The sequence below is a fragment of the Microbacterium sp. genome, assembly GCF_049650565.1.
Lineage (GTDB): Bacteria > Actinomycetota > Actinomycetes > Actinomycetales > Microbacteriaceae > Microbacterium.
Genome location: NZ_JBASAK010000030.1, coordinates 44,677 through 66,463 on the forward strand (window position 1 = coordinate 44,677; position 21,787 = coordinate 66,463).

A 21,787-nucleotide genomic window follows, 5' to 3' on the forward strand; every position below is an offset into this window, starting at 1 on the left:
ATCGAGCAGGGAGGACGACGTGTCCACGAGCACACGCTTGGCACCGTCGATATCGACAACCACCTCGAAGTCACCGCGCGGGACCCTCTACCGGGGGCGCGAGGGAATGTGGTCCTGGGTGCTTCACCGCATCACCGGCGTGGCCATCTTCTTCTTCCTGCTGGTGCATGTGCTGGACACGGCTCTGATCCGTGTCTCGCCCGAGGCCTACAACGCGGTCATCGGCACCTACAAGAACCCGATCATGGCTCTCGGCGAGGTGGTCCTGGTGGCCGGCATCGTGTTCCACGCGATGAACGGCCTGCGCATCATCCTGGTCGACTTCTGGTCCAAGGGCGCGAAGTACCAGCGCCAGCTGTTCTGGATCGTCATCGGCGTGTGGGTCGTGCTCATGGCCGGCTTCGTCCCGACCCATCTGATGCACGCGTTCGGAGGAGGAAACTGATGTCGGTTCAGACCGCGACTCCCGCCGTGCCCGTCGCACGCCGCAGGCGCAAGACCAACCTGGAGAAGATCGGCTGGCTGTTCATGCGCGGATCGGGCGTCGTCCTGATCGTGCTGATCTTCGGCCACCTCTTCGTGAACCTGATGGTCGGCGAAGGCATCCACGCCATCGACTTCGGCTTCGTCGCCGGAAAGTACGCCACGCCGTTCTGGCAGTGGTGGGACGTGCTGATGCTGTGGCTGGCGCTCATCCACGGCGCCAACGGCATGCGCACCATCGTGAACGACTACGTCACGCACGAAGGCCCCCGCAAGGCCCTGGTCTGGGCGCTCGGTCTCGCCGCAGCGCTGCTGATCATCCTGGGCACCCTCGTGGTGTTCACGTTCGACCCCTGCAACGGCGTGCTGGAGAGCGGCGCCATGTGGGACACCTGCCAGGCCCTGGGCAAGTAGTAGAGACGAGAAGGCAGAACACACAGTGACTACGCAGACCTCCGACTCCGTCGTCCGCGACGGCGTGCACTACCACGAGTTCGACATCGTCATCGTCGGCGCCGGCGGCGCCGGCATGCGCGCGGCGATCGAGGCGGGGCCGCACGCGCGGACCGCCGTGATCTCCAAGCTCTACCCCACGCGCTCCCACACGGGTGCGGCGCAGGGCGGCATGGCCGCGGCGCTGGCGAACGTCGAGGACGACAACTGGGAGTGGCACACCTACGACACCGTCAAGGGCGGCGACTACCTCGTCGACCAGGACGCGGCGGAGATCCTCGCCAAGGAGGCCATCGACGCGGTCATCGACCTCGAGAACATGGGCCTGCCGTTCAACCGCACGCCCGAGGGGAAGATCGACCAGCGCCGTTTCGGCGGCCACACCTCCGAGCACGGCAAGGCGGCTGTGCGCCGCGCCTGCTACGCGGCTGACCGCACCGGTCACATGATCCTGCAGACGCTGTTCCAGAACTGCGTCAAGCTCGGCATCAACTTCTTCAACGAGTTCTACGTGCTCGACCTGCTCACCTCGAAGGACGAGGACGGCGGCACGCAGATCTCGGGCGTCGTCGCGTACGACCTCGCCACCGGCGAGCTGCACGTGTTCGCGGCCAAGGCGATCATCTTCGCCACCGGCGGCTTCGGCAAGATCTTCAAGACCACCTCGAACGCGCACACCCTCACGGGTGACGGCGTCGGCATCCTGTGGCGCAAGGGCCTCCCGCTGGAGGACCTGGAGTTCTTCCAGTTCCACCCGACCGGGCTCGCCGGCCTCGGCATCCTCCTCACCGAGGGCGCGCGAGGCGAGGGCGCGATCCTGCGCAACGCGTCCGGTGAGCGGTTCATGGAGCGCTACGCGCCCACGATCAAGGATCTCGCCCCCCGCGACATCGTCGCGCGCAGCATGGTCAAGGAGGTCCAGGAGGGCCGCGGCGCCGGTCCGCACAAGGAGTACGTCTACCTGGACTGCACGCACCTGGGTGCCGAGGTCCTCGAGACCAAGCTCCCCGACATCACCGAGTTCGCCCGCACCTACCTGGGCGTCGACCCGGTGACCGAGCCTGTTCCGGTCATGCCGACCGCGCACTACGCCATGGGCGGCATCCCCACCACCAACAACGCCGAGGTGCTGCAGAGCAACGACTCCGTCGTGCCCGGACTGTACGCCGCAGGCGAGTGCGCATGCGTCTCCGTGCACGGCTCGAACCGCCTGGGCACCAACTCGCTGCTGGACATCAACGTGTTCGGCAAGCGCGCCGGTCGCAATGCGGTGGAGTACGTCAAGACCGCCGAGTTCCACCCGCTGCCGGAGAACCCCGCCGCGTTCGTGAAGGACATGATCGAGGGCCTGCGCAACAACCAGGGCACCGAGCGCATCGCCACCCTGCGCAAGACGCTGCAGACCGAGATGGACAAGGGCGCTCAGGTGTTCCGCACCGACGAGTCCCTCACTCATGTCCTCGATGTCATCGAGGACCTGCGCGCCCGGTACAAGAACGTCCACGTCGACGACAAGGGCCAGCGGTTCAACACCGACCTGCTCGAGGCGGTCGAGCTGGGCTTCCTGCTGGACATCGCGGAGGTCGTCGTCTACGGCGCCCGCAACCGCAAGGAGAGCCGCGGCGGCCACATGCGCGACGACTACCCGAACCGCGACGACGAGAACTACATGGTGCACACCATGGCGTACCTGGTCGGCGACCCGCACTCCTCGGACGCCACCGACCACATCAAGCTCGGGTGGAAGCCCGTGGTCTTCACCAAGAATGAGAAGGGCGAGTTGAACTACCCGCCGCTGGAGAGGAAGTACTGAGCATGTCCAACGCCGTCACTGAGGCACCTGCGGAAGAGGCTCCGGTTCAGACCTTCCTCGTCACCTTCATCGTGCGTCGCTTCGACCCCGAGAAGGACGCCGAGCCGCACTGGGTGGACTACGACGTCGAACTGTACCCGACGGACCGTGTGCTGGACGCCCTGCACAAGATCAAGTGGGAGATCGACGGCTCGCTGAGCTTCCGACGTTCCTGCGCGCACGGCGTGTGCGGATCGGATGCCATGCGCATCAACGGCCGCAACCGCCTGGCCTGCAAGACGCTGATCAAGGACCTGGACATCTCCAAGCCCGTCTACATCGAGGCCATCAAGGGCCTGCCGCTGGAGAAGGACCTCATCGTCGACATGGAGCCGTTCTTCGACTCCTACCGCGCCGTGCAGCCCTTCCTGATCGCCAACTCCAAGCCTGAGAAGGGCAAGGAGCGCATCCAGTCGGTGGCCGACCGCGCGATCTTCGACGACACCACCAAGTGCATCCTGTGCGCTGCGTGCACCTCGTCGTGCCCCGTGTTCTGGACCGACGGTCAGTACTTCGGCCCGGCGGCGATCGTCAACGCGCACCGGTTCATCTTCGACTCCCGCGATGACGCCGCGGACGTGCGCCTGGACATCCTCAACGACAAGGAGGGCGTGTGGCGCTGCCGTACGACCTTCAACTGCACCGAGGCATGCCCCCGCGGCATCGAGGTCACCAAGGCGATCTCCGAGGTCAAGCAGGCGATCCTGCGCAGCGGGCGCCGCTGAGCATCCAGGAACCCGACGCCATGCGCGCCCGACTGACTCGTTCGGCCGGGCGCGCCGTCGTCCTGGCCCAGCGCGCCGCTGCGCTCTTCCCCGTGCGCGTCTGGCGGCGCTTCCTGCGCCGCAACGGCTTCCTGCTCTCTGCGGGCATGGCATATCAGGGCCTGTTCGCGCTGTTCGCGATGCTGTATGTCGCCTTCGCGTCGACCGGCCTGTGGCTGGGCGGCAGCGCCCGAGCCGTGACGGTGCTGATCGAACTCGCCAACAGCTATCTGCCGGGCATCATCGGCCCCGACGGCATCGCGTCGGCCGATGACGTGCGCGAGATCGTGAAGGATGCAGGGGGCGCCTTCCTCTCGACCGGGTTGATCGCCATCGGCGTCGCGATCTGGACCGCGGTCGGCGCGGTGACGTTCACGCGCCGAGCCGTGCGGGACGTCTTCGGGCTGCCGTTCGACGCGCGCAGCTTCGTCGTGCTCAAGGTGCGCGACGCGGTGGGTGCGCTGATGTTCGGCGCGTCGCTGCTGGTGGGAGGAGTGCTGAGCGTCGTCGGCGTCTGGGCACTGACGCAACTGCTCGACCTGCTGGGCTGGGATCTGCCGGACGGCGCGATCAGGCAGACCGTGTCGGCCTCCTCGATCGCGGTGATCGTCGCGATCGACATCGCGGCCATCGCCCTGCTGGTGCGCTTCCTCACCGGCACCGCGATCCGCTGGCGTACGATCTGGCCGGGCGCGGCGGTCGGAGGGACGGCCGTCGCCGTGCTGCAGCTGGGGGCGGGGCTGCTGTTCGCGCACAGTCCTGGGAATCCTCTGCTGGCGACGTTCGCCGTCACGGTCGCGCTGCTGCTGTGGTGCCGACTGGTCGCGGCCGTCATCCTCCTGGCGGCGACCTGGATCGCGGTGAGCGCCGGCGACCGCGATGAGCCGTTGGAGCGCCCGGATGCCGCAGCAGCCGCCCGCGCGCGTCTGGTGGCGGCCGAGCGGCTGGCTCGGACGGCGATGCAGGATGCTGCGACCGACCTCGCACGAGCGCGGTGGTGGGAGCGCAAGCGGCTGCGCGCCCGGCTGCGCGTCGCGCAGGAGGACTGGGAGCAGGCGGCGGCTCACGTGGCCGGCGTTGCTGTCCCAGGCCCTCGTTAGGCTGGAAGCATGCCTCATCTGCGTATCGCCTCCGTCAACGTCAACGGCATCCGAGCGGCGGTGCGCAACGGCATCCACGGCTGGCTGGATGCGGCGGACATCGACATCCTGACCCTGCAGGAGGTGCGGGGGCAGGACGATCATCTCGAGGAGGCCTTTCCGGGCTGGTCGATCCTGCACGACGTCGCCACGGCCAAGGGCCGGGCCGGCGTGGCCGTGGTCTCCAGGACTCCCGCGCTGGCGTCCCGCACCGCACTGGGTCCGGGCGACTTCGATTCCGCCGGGCGCTGGCTGGAGGCCGACTTCGAGCTCGGCGGGGCGCCGCTGACCGTGGTGAGCGCCTACGTGCACTCCGGCGAGGCCGACACGCCCAAGCAGATCGAGAAGTGGAAGTTCCTCGACGCGATGACCGAGCGGATGATGCAGCTCGGCGCGAACGGGGCTCAGGCGCTGGTCACCGGCGACCTCAACGTCGGGCACCGGCCGCTGGACATCCTGAACTGGAAGGGCAACGTCAAGAAGTCCGGTTTCCTCGCGCGAGAGCGCGCCTACTTCGACCGCTTCCTCGGCGCTGCGGGTGAACCCGTGGTCGGCCAGGAGGGCATCGGACGAGGCATGGTCGGGCAGCTCAGCGACACCCGTCCCTATGCGGCGGAGGCGGGCGGCACCGGCCTCGGCTGGATCGACGTGGGCCGCGCCGCGCACGGCGAAGTGAACGGCCCGTTCACATGGTGGTCGATGCGCGGGCAGGCGTTCGACAACGACAGCGGCTGGCGCATCGACTACCACCTGGCCACTCCCCCGCTGGCGGCGCGGGCCACCGGCTACACGGTCGCCCGCGCGGCCACCTACGCCGAGCGCTGGAGCGACCACGCCCCGGTGATCGTCGACTACACGTTCTGATCCCTCCTGCACAGCACCAGCGTTCGGCCGACGCCGGCCAGGCACAGCGCCATCACGAGCAGGCTGCCGAAGACCAGCTGACAGCCGACCTGGGGTCTCGGTCGCCATATGCTCCCGGACTGCCACGCACACCGGTGCGTCTCCAGCAGCGGCCTAGGATTGAACGGTGACCACGAAACCACGCCTCTACTCAGGGATGCAGCCCTCCGCCGACTCGCTCCAGGCGGGCAACTACATCGGGGCGCTCCTGCAGTGGCGTGAGATGCAGAGCTCCTTCGACGCCTTCTTCTCCGTGGTGGACCTGCACGCCATCACCGTCCCGCAGGACCCGGCCGTGCTGCGTGAGAAGACCCGCCGCACCGCGGCGCAGTACATCGCTGCGGGCATTGAGCCGTCGAAATCGACGCTGTACGTGCAGTCGCACGTGCGCGCGCATGCGGAGCTCGCCTGGATCCTCAGCACCATCACCGGCTTCGGCGAGGCCGGCCGGATGACGCAGTTCAAGGACAAGTCCGCCCGGTACGGTCAGGAGTCCACTTCGGTGGGCCTGTTCACCTACCCGATCCTGATGGCCGCGGACATCCTGCTGTATCAGACCGAGCTCGTGCCGGTCGGCGACGACCAGAAGCAGCACGTGGAGCTCACCCGCGACCTCGCCGAGCGCTTCAACAAGCGTTTCGGCGAGACCTTCCAGGTGCCGAAGGCCGTGATCCAGAAGGACACCGCGCGCATCTACGACCTGCAGAACCCCACGTCGAAGATGTCCAAGTCCGCCGAGAGCGACGCGGGCGTGCTGTGGCTGCTGGACGACCCGGCGAAGTCGGCGAAGAAGATCATGCGCGCAGTCACCGACACCGAGGGCTCGGTGCACTACGACCGCGAGAACAAGCCCGGTGTCTCCAACCTGCTGGCGATCTACGCGGCTCTCACCGGCCGCCAGGTCGGTGCCATCGAGGACGAGTACGCCGGCCGCGGCTATGGCGACTTCAAGAAGGGCCTCGCCGAGGTCGTCGTGAACGAATTCGGTCCGGTGCGCGAGCGCGCCAATGAGCTGCTGAACGACCCCGCCGAGCTCGACCGACTGCTCGCCGCCAACGCCGCGAAGGCCGACGAGGTCGCGAACGTCACGCTCGCCGACGTGTATGACAAGATCGGCCTGCTGCGCCGCGTATGAGGCAGGACAGATCATGAGCGACCCGCAGTTCCCTGCACCCGGCGGCCCGCAGCCCTACGGATCGGTCCCACCGCTGCCGCGTGCGCCCGCTCCCCCGCCCGGCGCGTACAGCGTTCCGGTCGGCGGCCACCAGAACCCGGTCGGCGGCTATCAGGTGCCACCGCAGGATCCACGCCCGCCGCGCACCACCGGTCTGATCGCGATGCTGAGCGCCCTCCTCGCGGCGGTCGTCAGCCCCGTGCTCGCCGGAGTGATCGGATTCCAGATCGGCTTGCAGGTGAGTCTGGAGGACCTCGCGGATCCGGCGACCGGCGCGGTGTCGCCGGCCGCGCTCTCGCCGGTGCGCACGCAGGTGCTGTGGCTGGAGGTCCTGTTCTGGTCGGCCACCGCGGTCGGCATCCTCGCCCTGATCCTCGGGATCATCGCCACGGCCCGCCGACGCGGACGGGGCATGGGCATCTCCGCCATCGTCCTCGCGGCGATCGGACCGGTCGGATTCTTCGTGCTCTTCGGAGTGCTGCTGAGCGTCGGCAACGGGATGGCGTTCCCCGGCTCGATCTGAGCATCGGGCGCTGAGCGCTCCGCCCTCGATCAGGAGCGGGAGTGGTGCTTCTGCTGCGCGGCCAGCAGCCCCTCGTCGACGAGCTGCTCCACGGCATCCGCCACGTCGGAGAGGAAGATCGACAGCATCTTCTGCTCGGCCGCGCTGAACGTGCCCAGCACCCAGTCGGCAGGGTCCTGGCGTCCCGGCGGGCGGCCGATGCCGGCGCGCACGCGCGCGAAGTCCGGTGTGGCCAGCGCCCGGGCGATGTCCCGAACGCCGTTGTGCCCTCCGTGGCCACCGCCGATCTTCAGCCGGATGCTGTCGAATGGGATGTCGAGCTCATCGTGCACGACGACGATGTGATCGGCATCCGTGGAGTAGAACTTCGCCAGTGCCGCCGCGGGAGTGCCCGACACGTTCATGAACGAGTTGAGCTTGGCCAGCACCAGCTTGTCGCCGCCCGGGCGCAGCCAGGTCTCCACCACGCGCGCGCCGGCCTTGTGCTCGCGGAAGCGCTCCCCGCGACGCTCCGCCAGTTCGTCCATCACCATCTGGCCGATGTTGTGGCGGGTCGCGACATAGCGCGGTCCGGGGTTCCCCAGCCCGATGATCAACCAGGTCGATGCCATGCTCGGTTCCTCTCCGGGTACTCAGCACCCCAGGTATGCAGAAGGGGACGCGATCCGTCGCGCCCCCTCCCGTGAATGCATCAGCGGATCACTCCGCGGCGGCCTCCGCAGCCGGGGCGGCCTCTGCCTCGGCCTCGGAGGACTCCTCGGCCTCCTCGGCGGCCGGCGTGGACACGGCGATCAGCAGCAGGTCGGCGTCATCAATCAGCGAAGCGCCCCGCGGCAGGGTCACATCACCGGCGGTGATGCGGGAGCCCTCTTCGAGACCCTCGACGGAGACCTCGACGTGCTCGGGGATGTTGGTGGCCTCGACCTCGAGCTTGATGGTGGCGACGTCGACCGTGACGATGGTGCCGGAGAACGACTCGCCGGTCACGACGATCGGGACCTCGACGTGGACCTTCTCGCCCTTCTTGACGACCAGCAGGTCGATGTGCTCGATGATCTGGCGCACCGGGTCCTTCTGCACGTCCTTGACGAGGGCCAGCTGAGCCTTGCCCTCGATGTCGAGGTCGAGCAGCGCGTTGGCGCGGCGGATGATCAGCGAGACCTGGTGGCCGGGCAGCGCGACGTGCACGGGGTCGGTGCCGTGGCCGTAGAGCACCGCGGGGATCTTGCCCTCGGCGCGCAGGCGGCGGGCGAAGCCCTTGCCGAAGCTGGTGCGGAGGTCGACGTGGACCTTGTTGTCGTCGGACATGATGTTCTCCTTCAGACGTGCGGCGACGGGCCACACGGTGGTCATGGGTTCTCAGCACCTCGAACGCGAACGCGAGGACGCGAACCACCGGGCTCACATCACCGCGTCGATCACGGATGCGCGCACGCGGGAGCGCATCCCTCGCCGAGGAACTCCTCCATCGTACCCGAATCCCCGATACCCTTGAGACGTCAGTTCTCCCCTCGTAGATCGGAACCCCATGGACGCCGCCTTCATCTCCCACGTCATCGGCTGGTTCCTCGGCGGCATGTTCGTCCTCGGCTCCGTGCTGTGCTTCGGCGCGCTCTTCTCGATGGGCCGCGCCACCAACCGTCGCGACTGATCGTCACAAGGCTCTCCGGCGGTTGCGCGCCCGGTACTCTGAACGCATCCCTTCCGCGTCATCGAGGAGTGCGCCTTGTCTGAAGCAGTTGCCAACATCGGAGTCGTCGGACTCGCCGTCATGGGTTCGAATCTGGCTCGCAACCTCGCCAGTCGGGAGGGGAATACGGTGGCGGTGCTCAACCGCAGCCGGGCCAAGACCGATGAGCTGGTCGCGGCGCACCCCGAGGCCGGCTTCGTGCCCGCGTTCTCGTATGAGGAGTTCGCCGCCAGCCTGCAGAAGCCGCGTGCAGCGATCATCATGGTCAAGGCCGGCGCGCCGACGGATGCCGTGATCGACGAGCTCGTGAAGGTGTTCGAGCCCGGCGACATCATCGTCGACGGTGGGAACGCGTACTTCCCGGACACGATCCGCCGGGAGAAGGCGGTCCGCGCGACCGGCATCAACTTCGTCGGCGCCGGCATCTCCGGTGGCGAGGAGGGCGCGCTCCTGGGCCCGTCGATCATGCCGGGCGGGTCGGATGAGTCCTGGGTGACGCTCGGCCCGATCCTCGAGTCCATCGCCGCGGTCGCCGAGGGCGAGCCGTGCGTGACGCACATCGGCCACGACGGTGCCGGGCACTTCGTGAAGATGGTGCACAACGGCATCGAGTACGCCGACATGCAGCTGATCGCCGAGGCCTACGACCTCATCCGCCGCGGCACGGGGAAGTCCCCGGCCGAGATCGCCGACATCTTCGCCCAGTGGAACACCGGCGAGCTGGAGTCCTATCTCATCGAGATCACCGCCGAGGTGCTGCGCCAGATCGATGCGGCCACCGGAGAGCCCCTGGTGGACGTGATCCTCGACCAGGCGGGCGCCAAGGGCACCGGAGCCTGGACCGTGCAGACCGCGCTGGCGCTGGGCACCCCGGTCTCCGGCATCGCCGAGGCGACCTTCGCCCGCTCGCTCTCCAGCCACCCCGAGCAGCGCGTGGTCGCGGCTTCCCTCCCCGGCCCCGCCGAGCCGTTCACGGTGACCGACGAGGCCGCGTTCATCGAGGACGTGCGCCTGGCCCTCTACGCGTCGAAGATCGTCGCCTACTCGCAGGGCTTCGACGAGATCCGCGCAGGCGCCGCTGAGTACGACTGGTCCATCGATCTGGGGAAGGTCGCGAAGATCTGGCGTGGCGGGTGCATCATCCGCGCCCAGTTCCTCAACCGCATCTCGGATGCCTATGACTCCACGCCCGACCTGCCCGTATTGATGACCGCGCCGTACTTCGCCGAGGCCCTCGCCCGCGGCCAGGCCGCCTGGCGGCGCGTGGTCGTGGCGGCCGCGACCGCAGGCATCCCCGCTCCGGCGTTCTCGTCGTCGCTGTCGTACTACGACGGCATCCGCGCCGACCGTCTGCCGGCGGCGCTGGTGCAGGGTCAGCGCGACTTCTTCGGAGCGCACACCTACAAGCGCATCGACAAGCCGGGCACGTTCCACACGCTGTGGTCGGGCGACCGCACCGAGGTCGAGGCCGTCGACACTCACTAGGAGTTCACAGGACGTCCATAGCCGGACCTATGGATTCTCGATGACAGCACGTGCACAATGAGTGCATGACTCACGAGCACCCCGACCTGCGTCGCCCGGACGGCTCTCCGCTGCGGATCCTCGCTGTGGACGATGAGCAGATGCTGACCGACCTGCTGGCGATGGCCCTGCGCATGGAGGGCTGGGAGGTGCGCACGGCCGGCTCGGGTCTGGAGGCGCTGCAGGTGGCGCGCGACTTCGAGCCGGATGCGCTGGTGCTGGACGTCATGATGCCCGACCTCGACGGCATGGGCGTGCTGCGGCGGCTCCGCGAGGCCGGCAACCTCGTGCCGGTCGTGTTCCTCACCGCCAAGGACTCGGTCGGCGACCGCATCGCAGGGCTCACCGCGGGGGGCGACGACTACGTGACGAAGCCGTTCAGCCTGGAGGAGGTCATCGCCCGTCTGCGTGCGGTGATCCGCCGCTCCGGGCAGGGGCGCGTGGACGATGAGCAGTCGATCCTGCGCGTCGCGGATCTGTCGCTGAACGAGGACAGCCACGAGGTCATGCGCGGCGACGACGAGATCGAGCTGACCGCCACCGAGTTCGAACTGCTGCGGTTCCTGATGCGCAACGAGCGCCGTGTGCTGTCCAAGGCGCAGATCCTGGACCGGGTGTGGAGCTACGACTTCGGCGGCAAGTCCTCAGTCGTGGAGCTGTACATCTCGTACCTGCGCAAGAAGATCGACGCAGGCCGCACTCCGCTGCTGCACACCGTGCGAGGCGTCGGCTACATGATCAAGTCCCCGCAGTAGTCGCTCATGTCCGCTCGTCCGCTGAGCCTGCAGGCACGGCTGATGGCCGCCGTGATCGGCTTCGTCTCGCTGATCCTGGTGATCGTCGCCATCATCACCAGCGCCACGCTCGGCACCTCCCTCGAGCAGCAGCTGACCGAGCGGCTGGGCAGCTATGCCGCGTCGACCACGAAGTGGGTGGCGAACGCCGAGCCGGCCGCGGCGCTGACCGGCACCCAGCTGGCCGAGCGCGCCCTGCAGGGTCAGCGCGTCCCTCCTGGCCTGCTGCTGGCGGTCTTCCCACCGGGGCAATCCGGCTCCGGTGTGACGATCACGGCCTCAGGGCAGTTGCCGACTCTCACCTCGGGTGATCTGTTCGAGCTGACCGAGGCGCTGCGGACCAGCCGGGTCGCGACGGTCTCGCTGCCTTCGGGTGGCTCTTACCTCGCCACGGTCACGCAGACGACCACCGGGACGATCGTCGTCACCGGACTGTCCCGCTCCGAGGTGCTCGGTACGCTGGGATCGCTGTTCACGGTGATCGCGCTGGCGACCCTGGGCGGACTGCTGCTGCTGGCCCTCACCACGGCGCTGACCATCAGCATGGGCCTGCGGCCCCTGCGCGCCGTCGCCGCTACCGCCACGCGCGTGGCCGGGCAGCCGCTGGACCGAGGCGAGGTCAGCATCACCGAGCGCGTGCCGGACTTCGAGGCCGATCCGCGCACGGAGGTGGGCCGCGTGGGCGTGGCCCTGAACACCCTGCTGGACCACGTCGACTCATCGCTGGCGGCCCGCCAGCGAAATGAGGAGCGGATGCGGAGGTTCGTGGCGGATGCCAGTCACGAGCTGCGCACGCCGTTGGCCTCCATCCGCGGCTACTCCGAGTTGTCGCTGAAGGCGCTCAAGCAGGCACAGGACCCCGATCTCAGTGCCCAGACCCTGGAGAGCACGACTTCGGCGATGGAGCGCATCCAGGCGCAGTCCCTGCGGATGACCAGGCTCGTCGAGGACCTGCTGCTGCTGGCGCGTCTGGACGAGGGCCGGGAACTGCAGCGGTCGGATGTGGACCTCACTCAGCTCGCCGTGGAGGCGCTCACCGACGCGCAGCCGACGGCGCTGGACCACGAGTGGGAACTGGAGGTGCCGGGCGACCCGGTCATGCTCTCGGGCGACGCGGGCCGGCTGCACCAGGTGCTGGCGAACCTGCTGGCGAATGCGCGCACGCACACGCCCGCCGGCACCACCATCACGCTGTCGCTTCAGACCACGGCGGACTCGACCGCCGTGCTGCGCGTGCACGACGACGGCCCCGGCATCGACCCCGAGGTGCGCGATGAGCTGTTCGCGCGCTTCGCCCGCGGTGACGCATCACGGGCCAGGAAGACCGGCGGCACGGGCCTGGGCCTCGCCATCGCGAAGGCCATCGTCGAGGGCCACGGCGGCACGATCCGCGTGGACAGCGCCCCGGGCGACACGACCTTCACCGTGACGCTGCCGCTGGCGGCTCCTGAGGCCGACCGGCCGGCGCCCGCTCAGTAGCCGGCGAACGCGTCCGTGGTCAGGCTGCGCGCCTTGGCGAGCGCGGGCGCGAGGTCGGCGATCAGTCGCGGCGGACCAGAGATGAACGCGTGCCGGGCGGCGATGTCAGGCACCACGCGCTCCAGGCCGGCGGCATCCAGCCGCACGCCCTGCGCCCATGTCCAATTCGCGCCGAGCCCCGCCGGCTCGTCGCGGGTGAAGACCACCGCGCGCACGCCGGTGGCCTCCAGCTCGTCGCGGTAGGCGAGTTCGGAGGCCTCGGACGCCACGTACACGAGCACCACGTCCCGTTCGAGCCCCAGGGCCTGCCGCTGACGCAGCTGCGAGACGAACGGCGTCACGCCGATGCCGGCGGCGACCATGAGGACAGGCGCACCGCCGCGCGGCAGGACGAAGTCGCCCCAGGTGCCGGTGACGGCCAGCACGGCGCCCGGTTCGGCGGCGGCCAGCGCGCGCTTGTAGCTGGAGGGATGCTTCTGGTCGCCGTTCTTGTACGCGATGCGGAGCGTGGGAAGGTCGGCGGGCGCGGAGACGATGCTGAACTCGCGGCGTGTGCCTCGGGCATCCGGATGCCGGTGCGGCACCTCCAGCTCGAGGTACTGGCCGGGCAGGAACCCCAGCCGGCCGCGGGTGCGGAAGGTGAGCTCCTGCGCGGTGGGCGTCACCATCCGGCGGTCCTGCAGGATCAGGCGCACCGAGCCGCGGACGGCGAAGGCGAACGCCAGCAGGTTGCCGATCAGCAGCGCGCGCTCCGCGCCGAGCGTGATCGTGCCGCCCACCGGGATCGGCCAGCCCGCCAGCACGCCGACCAGCACGGCGACGCTGAACTGCTGCCATCGGCGTGGCGGAAGCGTGAGAGGCTCCGACAACATGAACGCGCCGAGGAACAGGTACGGGGTCTGCGTGAGCGCGAAGACCACGGCATCCGCCGGCGAGAAGCCGTCGCCGAGCTGCGCGAGCTGCACGGCCTGCCGCACCACGCTGACGGCGACGACGATCACCAGGAACACCAGCACCAGGCGGATCTTCTCCGTGCGCCACAGCACCAGCAGGCCCAGCACGGCGACGGCCACGGAGAGCGCCGGGGTGCCGACCCACCACGACGAGAAGGTGCCGAGTCCCAGCGCCGTGACCACCGTGGCTCCGAACGCGGCCGGGTTGAAGATGTGTCGACCCTGCCAGGCCAGCAGGTACTTCGACAGGCTGGCCGCCGCACCGGCGGCGGCGATGCCGCCGAGGCCTGCGAGCGTGAGCGAGGGCTGCAGCACGAACAGCAGGATGAGTGCCGTCAGCAGGGACGACTCCAGCCGCCAGGGCAGCCGCAGAATGCGCTGCGCCGCGGCATCCACTGCGCTGATCACCACGGCCAGCGCCGCGAAGGATGCCAGGATCTCCCCGGCGCCGGGAGCCACCAGCCCTGCGAACGAGAGGCCGAGCGCCAGCAGCGCCAATGCCGCCAGTGTGTAGAACACCATCCGATACATCGAGATGGCGCCCAGCACGGCCAGCACGCGCTGGCGCAGCGCGACGAGGGAGGCGATCACAGCGAGTCGAGCACCACCCGTCAGGCAGCGCCGTTGAACATGCTGGTGACGGACCCGTCCTCGAAGACCTGCTTGATGGCTCGGGCCAGCAGCGGGGCGATGGGCAGGATGATCAGTTCGGGCCAGCAGCGCTCGGGCGCCAGCGGGATCGTGTCGGTGACGACCACCTGGTCGATGGCCTCGTCCTGCAGGCGCTGCGATGCCGGCTCGCTGAAGATGGCGTGCGTGGCCGCCACGATCACCTTGCGGGCGCCGTTGGCCTTCAGCGCCTGGGCGGCCTTGACGATGGTGCCGCCGGTGTCGATCATGTCGTCCACGAGCAGGCAGGTGCGGTCGTTCACCGTGCCGACGATCTCGTGCACGGAGACCTGGTTGGCCACCTTCGGGTCGCGGCGCTTGTGGATGATGGCCAGCGGGGCGCCCAGGCTGTCGGACCAGGTGTCGGCCACGCGCACGCGGCCCATGTCGGGCGAGACGATGGTGAGGTGCTCGCGGTCGTCGGAGGTGAGCGTCTCCTCGAAGTGCTTCAGCAGCACGGGCTTGGCGAAGAGGTGGTCGACGGGGCCGTCGAAGAAGCCCTGGATCTGCGCGGCGTGCAGGTCGACGCTCATCACCCGATCGGCGCCGGCGACCTTGAGCATGTCGGCGACCAGGCGGGCGCTGATCGGCTCGCGACCGCGGCCCTTCTTGTCCTGACGGGAGTACGGGTAGTACGGGGCGACGACGGTGATGCGCTTGGCGGATGCGCGCTTGGCGGCGTCCAGCATGATCAACGTCTCCATCAGCCACTCGTTCACCGGCTCGCCGAACGACTGCACGATGAACAGGTCGCAGCCTCGGATGGAGACCTCGAAGCGCGCGTAGATCTCACCGGATGCGAAGGTGCGGTGCTCGACGGGAGCCATCTCCTGGCCCAGGGCTGCCGCCACGGCCGCCGTCAGCTCGGGATGCGATCGACCGCCGGCGACGACCAGCCGCTTCTTGGTCTTGGTGATCAGTCCCGGGGCGACCCCGTTCTCCCGATCCAGTGCCACTGTTTTGTGCTTGTGCCCCATGCGAGCCGCCTATTCCGCCGATCGTGCCCGTGCGGCGGCATCCGCCGCGCCGGTTCCTGCTCTGTTCTTCTGGACCCACCCCTCGATGTTGCGCTGAGGGGCGACGCTCATGGCCAGCGAACCAGCGGGGACGTCCTTGCGGACGACGGCGCCTGCACCGGTCTTCGCACCTGCTCCCAGCCTAACGGGAGCGACGAGCACCGTGTGCGAGCCGGTGTGCACCTCGTCTCCGATCTCGGTGCGGTGCTTGTTGACGTCGTCGTAGTTCGCCGTGATGGTGCTCGCGCCCAGATTCACGTGCCTGCCGATGGTGGCATCCCCGACGTAGGAGAGATGCGGGACCTTGCTCCCCTCGCCGATCTCGGCGTTCTTCGTCTCGACATAGGCGCCGATCTTGCCGTCCTCGCCCAGCACCGTGCCTGGACGCAGGTATGAGAACGGGCCGACGGTGGCACGCGCGCCGATCACGGCGAGGTTGGCATCGGTGCGCTTGACCGTGGCGTCCTCACCGACCTCGGTGTCCACCAGCGTGGTGTCGGGGCCGATGGTGGCGCCCGCGGCGATCACGCAGGCGTGCAGGATCTGCGTGTTGGGCAGGATCGTCACGTCCGGCGCGAGCGTGGCGTCGTCGTCGATCCAGGTGGTGGCGGGGTCGACGACCGTGACGCCCTCGCGCTGCCAGTGCCGCACGATGCGCTGGTTGAGCACCCGTCCGGCCTCGGCCAGCTGCGCGCGGTCGTTGACGCCGAAGGTGGAGGCCACGTCGGCGGCGAGCTCGGCGGCGACGGGCTCGGAGGCGCCGCGCAGCAGCCCGACCATGTCGGTGAGGTACATCTCGCCCTGGGCGTTGTTCTGGTCGATCCGTGCCAGGTGGGTGCGCAGGGCGGACGCGCGGAACACGTACACGCCGGCGTTGATCTCGGTGATGGCCGCCTCTTCGGCGGTGGCGTCCTTCTGCTCGACGATGCGCTCCACGCCGCCGTCGGCGCCGCGGATGACGCGGCCGTAGCCGGTCGGGTCGTCCAGGTGGGCGCTGAGCAGCGTCGCGGCGGCGGATGCTGCGCGGTGCGCGGCCAGCAGCGACTGCAGCGTCTCGGCCTGCAGCAGCGGCACGTCGCCGGAGAGGACCAGCACGTCGCCGTCGAAGTCGGCCGGCAGGGCATCCATCCCGACCTGCACGGCGCGGCCGGTGCCGGGAATCTCGTCCTGATCGACGACCTCGGCGTCCGGGTAGCGGTCGGCGAGCAGCGCAGCGACCTGATCGCGCTCGTGCCGCACGATCACCTCGGTGTACGTCGCTCCGAGCGCCGCGGCCGTGGTCAGCACATGGCCGACCAGTGTACGCCCGCCGATGCGGTGCAGCACCTTCGGCAGGCGCGAGCGCATGCGAGTGCCCTGACCTGCGGCCAGGACGATGATGGCGAGTTCATTCTCCGACATGCTCCGCCGCCAGGACTCGAACCTGGACTTAACAGCTCCAAAGGCTGTCGTGCTGCCATTACACCACGGCGGACCGCGGCCACACGGGCCGCAGGATAAGTCTGCCACGACCAGCCGATGCGGAATGATGGAGAGATGAGCGAGATGGACGAGGTCGATCGGATCGTCGGCGCGTGGAACGCGCAGCGACCCGACCTGGACTTCGCTCCGCTGGAGGTGCTCTCACGCGTGGCCAGGCTCTCCCGGCACCTCGACCGCGCCCGACGCGATGTGTTCCGCCGCAGCGACCTGGAGGCCTGGGAATGGGATGTGCTGGCCGCGCTGCGCCGCGCGGGGGCGCCGTTCCAGCTCAGCCCCAAGCAGCTGCTCGCCCAGACGCTGGTCTCCAGCGGCACGATGACCAACCGCATCGATCGCCTGGTGGGCAGGCGGCTCGTGCGCCGTGAGTCGGATCCCGCCGACGGCCGCAGTGTGCTGGTCACGCTCACCGATGACGGGCGCATCCGCGCGGATGCCGCCATCACCCGGCTCGTCGACATCGAGGCCGAGCTGCTGGGCGCGCTGCCGCGCACCGACCGCGACCGACTGGCCGCACTGCTGCGCAGGCTCAGCATCGGCTTCGAGGCCTGAGCACCGTCATGGCCATGCTCTCCCCTCTTCCCGTGCGCGACGGCGTGGGCGCGACGCGCCTGCACGTGCCGCTGCAGGGGCCGTGGCCGACGATCGCGGCGTTCATGGTCGAGCGCTTCTTCCATCTGGACCCCGAACGACTGCTGGCGCGCTTCGACCGCGGCGAGATCGTCGCGCGCGACGGCTCACCACTGCACCGCGACACCCCACTGGGCGCGCAGGAGTTCGTCTGGTACTACCGCGAGCCGCCGATCGAGCGGGAGATCCCGTTCGCACTGGAGGTGATGCATCAGGACCGGGATCTCGTGATCGTCGACAAGCCGCACTTCCTGCCGACGACCCCGGGCGGCAAGTACCTGCAGAACTCCGCCCTGGTGCGGCTGCGCAACCTGCTGGACAACCCCGAGCTCACGCCCATCCACCGGCTGGATCGCGCGACGGCGGGCCTGCTGATGTTCTCCACGCGTCCTGCGACCCGCGGCGCCTACCAGCTGCTGTTCGAGAGGCGCCGGGTCGAGAAGGTGTACGAGGCCGTCTCCCCGCTGCCTGCGAGCTGGAATCCGGCATCCCCCGCACTGGGCGGGGAGCCCTTCCCGATCGTCTACCGCAACCACATCGAGAAGCGCCGCGCGCACGTCTGCGTGCAGGTGGAGCCGGACCGCGAGCCGAATTCCGAGACGCTCATCGAGCTGCGCGGGTTCGACGATCGGGTGCTGCACACCACGCTGCGCCCGCACTCCGGACGGATGCATCAGCTCCGCGTGCACCTGGCAGCGCTGGGCGCCGGCATCCTGCACGACACGTTCTATCCGGAGCTGCTGCCGGAGTCGCCCGACGACTTCGCCAAGCCGCTGCAGCTGCTGGCCCGCGAGCTGAGGTTCACCGACCCGCTCACGGGCGACCAGCGCGAGTTCGTCACCCGGCGCACACTGCAGGACGCACCGGCCTGAGCCCCGTCTACAGCACCTGGGAGAGGAATCTCTGCAGACGAGGGCTCGCCGGAGCATCGAACACCTGATCCGGCGCACCGGACTCGACCACGCGTCCGCGATCCATGAACAGCACCTGCTGCGACACCGAGCGCGCGAACCCCATCTCGTGCGTGACCACCAGCATCGTCATGCCCGATGTCGCCAGCTCTGCCATGGTGCCCAGCACGCCCTTCACCAGCTCCGGGTCGAGCGCCGAGGTCGACTCGTCGAACAGCATGACCTCGGGGTCCATCGCCAGCGCCCGCGCGATCGCGACGCGCTGCTGCTGACCGCCGGACAGGTGCGAGGGCCGCACGTCCGCCTTGTGCGCCAGTCCCACGCGGTCGAGCTCGAGCACCGCGCGCTCGGAGGCCTCATCCTTCGACAGGCCCCGGAGCTTGACGAGCCCGAGCGTGATGTTCGCGCGCACCGTCTTGTGCGGGAAGAGGTTGAAGTGCTGGAAGACCATGCCGACGCGCTGGCGAAGCCGATCGGGACTATCACTCAGCACCGAGCGTCCGTCCAGCAGGACATCGCCGGAATCCGGCTCGACGAGCCGGTTCACTGTGCGCAGCAGCGTGGACTTCCCTGACCCGGATGGTCCGATGATGCAGGTCACCGTACCGGCCGGCACCTCCAGGTCGACGCCTCGCAGCACTTGGTTGCGCCCGAACGAGAGTCGGATGTCGCGAGTCGCGACGCTGACGCCGGTACTGGGCTTCGCCGAGGTCTCGGTTCCTGCCATGCTGCTCACCGCACACTCTCCTGACCTGCGATCGAATCCATCTCCTCGTCGAAGTCGTCAGCCTCGGCAGGATCGACGGCATCGACCCGGCGGCCCTCCCGCAGCCGCTTGTCGATGGCGTTCACCACGTGCGTCAGGGGAATCGTGATGACCAGGTAGAACAGCCCGGCGAGCACGAGCGCTGACTGGTTGCCGGTGTTCGCAGCGGCATCCTGACCGATCCGGAACAGTTCGCGCTGGCTCGAGAGCAGCCCCAGGAAGTAGATCAGCGAGGAGTCCTTGATCAGCGCGATGAGCTGATTCACCAGTGCGGGAAGCACGCGCCGCACGCCCTGCGGGATGATCACGAGCCGCATCGCGGCGCCACCGGAGAATCCGATCGCGCGAGCGGCCTCGGTCTGCCCGACATCCACGCTCTGGATTCCCGATCGGAAGATCTCTCCGATGTAGGCTCCGGCGATGAGCCCGAGGGCGAGGATCCCGAAGGGATAGGGGTTGGGTCCCCACACCATCAGCCCGATGGGCGCGAATCCGACGCCGATCAGGAGGATGGTGACCGCGGCCGGCAGACCGCGAAGAACATCGGTGTACACCCGTGCCGGCCAGCGCAGCCACCGACGACGCGACAGGCCGGCGACCGCCAGCAGCATGCCCAGCACGGTGCCGACGATCCCGGACGAGACCGCGAGGATCAGGGTGTTGGGAAGACCCACTGTCAGCAGGTCCGGCAGCGCGACCCGCATCGCGTCGAAGTCGAAGAAGGTCTCCCAGACCGCGATCAGCGCGTCCACGCCTGTCCCGCCGCCATCAAGGAACCGATCACTTGCCGCTGCCGGGCACGAAGCCGTCCGGGACCTCGCGCCCGGGGTAGTACTGCTCGACGAGCTTCTTCCAGGTGCCGTCGGCGATGACTTCGTCCAGGCCCTTGTTCAGCGCTTCACGGAGCTTGTCGTTGCCCGGTGCCACGGCGAAGGCCATGCCGTTCTCGCTGAGCTTCTTCGCCACCGCGACGACCTTGCCGTTGGACTCCGACGCCGTCTTCTCTCCGATCTCCGCCGGCGAGATCCACGCGTCGGCGGTACCGGAGCGCAGCTGATTCAGCGCGGTGTTGTAGTCCGGCACGCGCACCGGGTCCAGGCCCTCGTGCGTGGCGTAGTCGTCCTGCACCGTGCCCTGCACGACCGCCACGCGCTTGCCCTTGAGCTGATCGAACGACGTGATCGCAGAGCCGGCGGGCACATCGAGGCCGATATATCCGAAGTCGTACTTGTTCGTGAAGTCGACGGTCTTCTTGCGGGCGTCGGTGATCGTGATCGAGCTGGAGCCGACATCGAACTTCTTGGTCTTCACCTGGGCCAGCAGAGAGCTGAACTCGGTGCCGACGAACTCGACCTTGAGATCGAGCTTCTTCGCCACCGCGGCGAGGAGGTCGTTGTCGAAGCCGGTGAACTTGTTGTCCTTGAGGTAGACGTTCGGCGGTGCATCCGTCAGGGTGCCGGTGCGCAGCACCCCCGGCTGGACGAGCCCATAGGGATTGGCGCTCGAGCCGGAGCCGCTCGAGGATGCGGGGCCGGACGCGCAGCCGGCGAGGGACGCGATGAGGGCGACAGCTGCTGCGGCTGCGGCGAGGGCGGTGGTGCGGCGGGACATGGATCGGGTTTCCTCTCGTGGGGACTCGAAAACGGTACGTGCGCGAGAGGCACGGTCCGTAATCGGGCCGTCACACGACGTCACAGCGCCGTCCGCACCACACGGCCTCCGCGCGTCAGCCGCCGTCGACGAAGCGGTTCCGGATGGTCCCCAGCCGTTCGACCGTGCATTCCACGACGTCCCCATCCGCGAGGAACACCGGCGGTGTCATCCCGAGGCCCACCCCGGGGGGAGTGCCGGTGAGGATCACGTCGCCCGCCTCCAGTGTGATCGTCGCGGACAGGTAGGCGATCAGCGTCGGGATGTCGAACACGAGGTCCGATACGACTCCTCTCTGCCGCTGCTCCCCGTTCACGGTCGACGTGACGGCGAGGGATCGGACATCGTCGACCTCGTCGGCGGTGGTGATCCACGGTCCGATCGGGCAGAAGCCGTCAGCGCTCTTCGAGCGGGAGAACTGACCGTCCCGGCGCTGGTGGTCCCTTGCGGAGACGTCGTTGGCCACGGCGTAGCCGAAGACGTGCTCCATCGCGTCAGCGGCTGAGACGCGCTTGGCGTCCCGCCCGATGACGACAGCGAGCTCGGACTCGTAGTCGGCCTCGGCGGTCACCGTGCCGCCGATCACCACGTCGTCGAACGGGCCGTTGAGCGAGCTGCTGTACTTGGCGAAGATCAGCGGGCGCTCGGGGAGCTCCGCACGGGTCTCCGCAGCGTGGGCGACGTAGTTGAGGCCGATGGCGAGGATCTTCCCCGGCCGATGCACGGGCGACAGCAGCCGGTGCTCGGCGATCGGCTGCGGAGTCGACTCGGTCATGGCGGCGCGGACTTCGTCCATGCGGGCGATCAGCTCCGCCGTGGAATGCACGACGACGCCGGTGGGCGCCAGCGCCGTCCAGGTGCCGCCATCCGATGAGACGGCGAAGTCGGCGCCATCGGCGCCCTGGAAGCGAGCGATTCTCATGTTCTCTCCTCTG

23 protein-coding genes and 1 tRNA gene are annotated in these 21,787 nt (G+C 68.8%); 14 read left to right on the forward strand and 10 right to left on the reverse strand.

From position 1 onward, the window contains the following. Positions 1-49: 49 nt before the first annotated feature. From sdhC to WA967_RS05340, 8 genes are all read left to right on the forward strand, one after another. The gene (gene sdhC, locus WA967_RS05305) at positions 50-445 is read left to right on the forward strand and encodes a succinate dehydrogenase, cytochrome b556 subunit (RefSeq protein ID WP_417555632.1); all 396 of its coding nucleotides are present in this window, start codon (positions 50-52) and stop codon (positions 443-445) included. Then, complete coding sequence (locus WA967_RS05310; protein ID WP_424419851.1) at positions 445-897, forward strand: succinate dehydrogenase hydrophobic membrane anchor subunit; 453 nt, start codon at positions 445-447, stop codon at positions 895-897. Before sdhC ends, WA967_RS05310 begins: the two co-directional genes overlap by 1 nt. Positions 898-922: 25 nt before the next feature. Beyond that, complete coding sequence (sdhA, locus tag WA967_RS05315; protein WP_424419852.1) at positions 923-2,749, forward strand: succinate dehydrogenase flavoprotein subunit; 1,827 nt, start codon at positions 923-925, stop codon at positions 2,747-2,749. A gap of 2 nt (positions 2,750-2,751) precedes the next feature. Then, positions 2,752-3,513 (forward strand): succinate dehydrogenase iron-sulfur subunit, encoded by a 762-nt coding sequence (locus WA967_RS05320; protein WP_424419853.1) that lies wholly within the window; start codon positions 2,752-2,754, stop codon positions 3,511-3,513. Between the two features lie 20 nt (positions 3,514-3,533). Continuing rightward, the gene (locus WA967_RS05325; protein WP_424419854.1) at positions 3,534-4,652 is read left to right on the forward strand and encodes a YihY/virulence factor BrkB family protein; all 1,119 of its coding nucleotides are present in this window, start codon (positions 3,534-3,536) and stop codon (positions 4,650-4,652) included. 9 nt (positions 4,653-4,661) lie between these two features. Next, positions 4,662-5,555 (forward strand): exodeoxyribonuclease III, encoded by an 894-nt coding sequence (locus WA967_RS05330; protein ID WP_424419855.1) that lies wholly within the window; start codon positions 4,662-4,664, stop codon positions 5,553-5,555. Positions 5,556-5,721: 166 nt separating this feature from the next. Next, positions 5,722-6,729, forward strand: coding sequence for a tryptophan--tRNA ligase (gene trpS / locus WA967_RS05335; protein ID WP_424419856.1), 1,008 nt, complete (start codon positions 5,722-5,724; stop codon positions 6,727-6,729). A 13-nt stretch (positions 6,730-6,742) separates the two neighbouring features. Continuing rightward, positions 6,743-7,291, forward strand: coding sequence for a hypothetical protein (locus WA967_RS05340; RefSeq protein WP_424419857.1), 549 nt, complete (start codon positions 6,743-6,745; stop codon positions 7,289-7,291). A gap of 29 nt (positions 7,292-7,320) precedes the next feature. Here the strand turns inward: WA967_RS05340 and pth are convergent, their stop codons facing one another. Both pth and WA967_RS05350 read right to left on the reverse strand, forming a co-directional pair. Then, complete coding sequence (gene pth, locus WA967_RS05345; protein WP_424419858.1) at positions 7,321-7,902, reverse strand: aminoacyl-tRNA hydrolase; 582 nt, start codon at positions 7,900-7,902, stop codon at positions 7,321-7,323. Between the two features lie 88 nt (positions 7,903-7,990). After that, positions 7,991-8,599: a 50S ribosomal protein L25/general stress protein Ctc gene (locus WA967_RS05350; RefSeq protein ID WP_424419883.1), complete on the reverse strand. Its 609-nt coding sequence runs from the start codon at positions 8,597-8,599 to the stop codon at positions 7,991-7,993. A gap of 220 nt (positions 8,600-8,819) precedes the next feature. Between WA967_RS05350 and WA967_RS05355 the strand changes: the two genes are divergently transcribed. The 4 genes from WA967_RS05355 to WA967_RS05370 all read left to right on the forward strand — a co-directional run bounded on the left by WA967_RS05355 (position 8,820) and on the right by WA967_RS05370 (position 12,778). Beyond that, positions 8,820-8,942, forward strand: coding sequence for a hypothetical protein (locus tag WA967_RS05355; protein WP_424419859.1), 123 nt, complete (start codon positions 8,820-8,822; stop codon positions 8,940-8,942). Between the two features lie 75 nt (positions 8,943-9,017). Then, positions 9,018-10,466: an NADP-dependent phosphogluconate dehydrogenase gene (gene gndA, locus WA967_RS05360; protein ID WP_424419860.1), complete on the forward strand. Its 1,449-nt coding sequence runs from the start codon at positions 9,018-9,020 to the stop codon at positions 10,464-10,466. A 65-nt stretch (positions 10,467-10,531) separates the two neighbouring features. Further along, positions 10,532-11,260: a response regulator transcription factor gene (locus WA967_RS05365; protein WP_424419861.1), complete on the forward strand. Its 729-nt coding sequence runs from the start codon at positions 10,532-10,534 to the stop codon at positions 11,258-11,260. A gap of 6 nt (positions 11,261-11,266) precedes the next feature. Continuing rightward, complete coding sequence (locus WA967_RS05370; protein WP_424419862.1) at positions 11,267-12,778, forward strand: sensor histidine kinase; 1,512 nt, start codon at positions 11,267-11,269, stop codon at positions 12,776-12,778. Here the strand turns inward: WA967_RS05370 and WA967_RS05375 are convergent. From WA967_RS05375 to WA967_RS05390, 4 genes are all read right to left on the reverse strand, one after another. Next, positions 12,772-14,322: an FAD-dependent oxidoreductase gene (locus WA967_RS05375; RefSeq protein WP_424419863.1), complete on the reverse strand. Its 1,551-nt coding sequence runs from the start codon at positions 14,320-14,322 to the stop codon at positions 12,772-12,774. The genes WA967_RS05370 and WA967_RS05375 overlap by 7 nt on opposite strands. A 20-nt stretch (positions 14,323-14,342) precedes the next feature. Continuing rightward, positions 14,343-15,377: a ribose-phosphate diphosphokinase gene (locus tag WA967_RS05380; protein ID WP_424419864.1), complete on the reverse strand. Its 1,035-nt coding sequence runs from the start codon at positions 15,375-15,377 to the stop codon at positions 14,343-14,345. Between the two features lie 9 nt (positions 15,378-15,386). Beyond that, positions 15,387-16,817 (reverse strand): bifunctional UDP-N-acetylglucosamine diphosphorylase/glucosamine-1-phosphate N-acetyltransferase GlmU, encoded by a 1,431-nt coding sequence (gene glmU, locus WA967_RS05385; RefSeq protein ID WP_424419865.1) that lies wholly within the window; start codon positions 16,815-16,817, stop codon positions 15,387-15,389. Position 16,818: 1 nt separating this feature from the next. Further along, positions 16,819-16,890 (reverse strand) — tRNA-Gln (locus tag WA967_RS05390). 62 nt (positions 16,891-16,952) lie between these two features. Between WA967_RS05390 and WA967_RS05395 the strand changes: the two genes are divergently transcribed. Beyond that, on the forward strand, positions 16,953-17,447 hold the full coding sequence (locus tag WA967_RS05395; protein ID WP_424419866.1) for a MarR family winged helix-turn-helix transcriptional regulator: 495 nt from the start codon (positions 16,953-16,955) through the stop codon (positions 17,445-17,447). 14 nt (positions 17,448-17,461) lie between these two features. After that, complete coding sequence (locus WA967_RS05400; protein ID WP_424419867.1) at positions 17,462-18,397, forward strand: pseudouridine synthase; 936 nt, start codon at positions 17,462-17,464, stop codon at positions 18,395-18,397. 7 nt (positions 18,398-18,404) lie between these two features. Here WA967_RS05400 and WA967_RS05405 read toward each other — a convergent pair whose 3' ends face one another. The 4 genes from WA967_RS05405 to WA967_RS05420 form a co-directional block, all read right to left on the reverse strand. Next, complete coding sequence (locus tag WA967_RS05405; RefSeq protein WP_424419884.1) at positions 18,405-19,163, reverse strand: amino acid ABC transporter ATP-binding protein; 759 nt, start codon at positions 19,161-19,163, stop codon at positions 18,405-18,407. Positions 19,164-19,168: 5 nt separating this feature from the next. Further along, positions 19,169-19,954 carry an amino acid ABC transporter permease gene (locus tag WA967_RS05410; RefSeq protein WP_424419868.1) on the reverse strand — a complete coding sequence of 262 codons (786 nt, stop codon included), beginning with the start codon at positions 19,952-19,954 and terminating at the stop codon, positions 19,169-19,171. 28 nt (positions 19,955-19,982) lie between these two features. Next, positions 19,983-20,813 carry an ABC transporter substrate-binding protein gene (locus WA967_RS05415; RefSeq protein ID WP_424419869.1) on the reverse strand — a complete coding sequence of 277 codons (831 nt, stop codon included), beginning with the start codon at positions 20,811-20,813 and terminating at the stop codon, positions 19,983-19,985. Between the two features lie 115 nt (positions 20,814-20,928). Then, a complete protein-coding gene (locus tag WA967_RS05420; RefSeq protein ID WP_424419870.1) occupies positions 20,929-21,774 on the reverse strand; it encodes a fumarylacetoacetate hydrolase family protein in 846 nt (281 codons plus the stop codon). Positions 21,775-21,787: the final 13 nt, after the last annotated feature.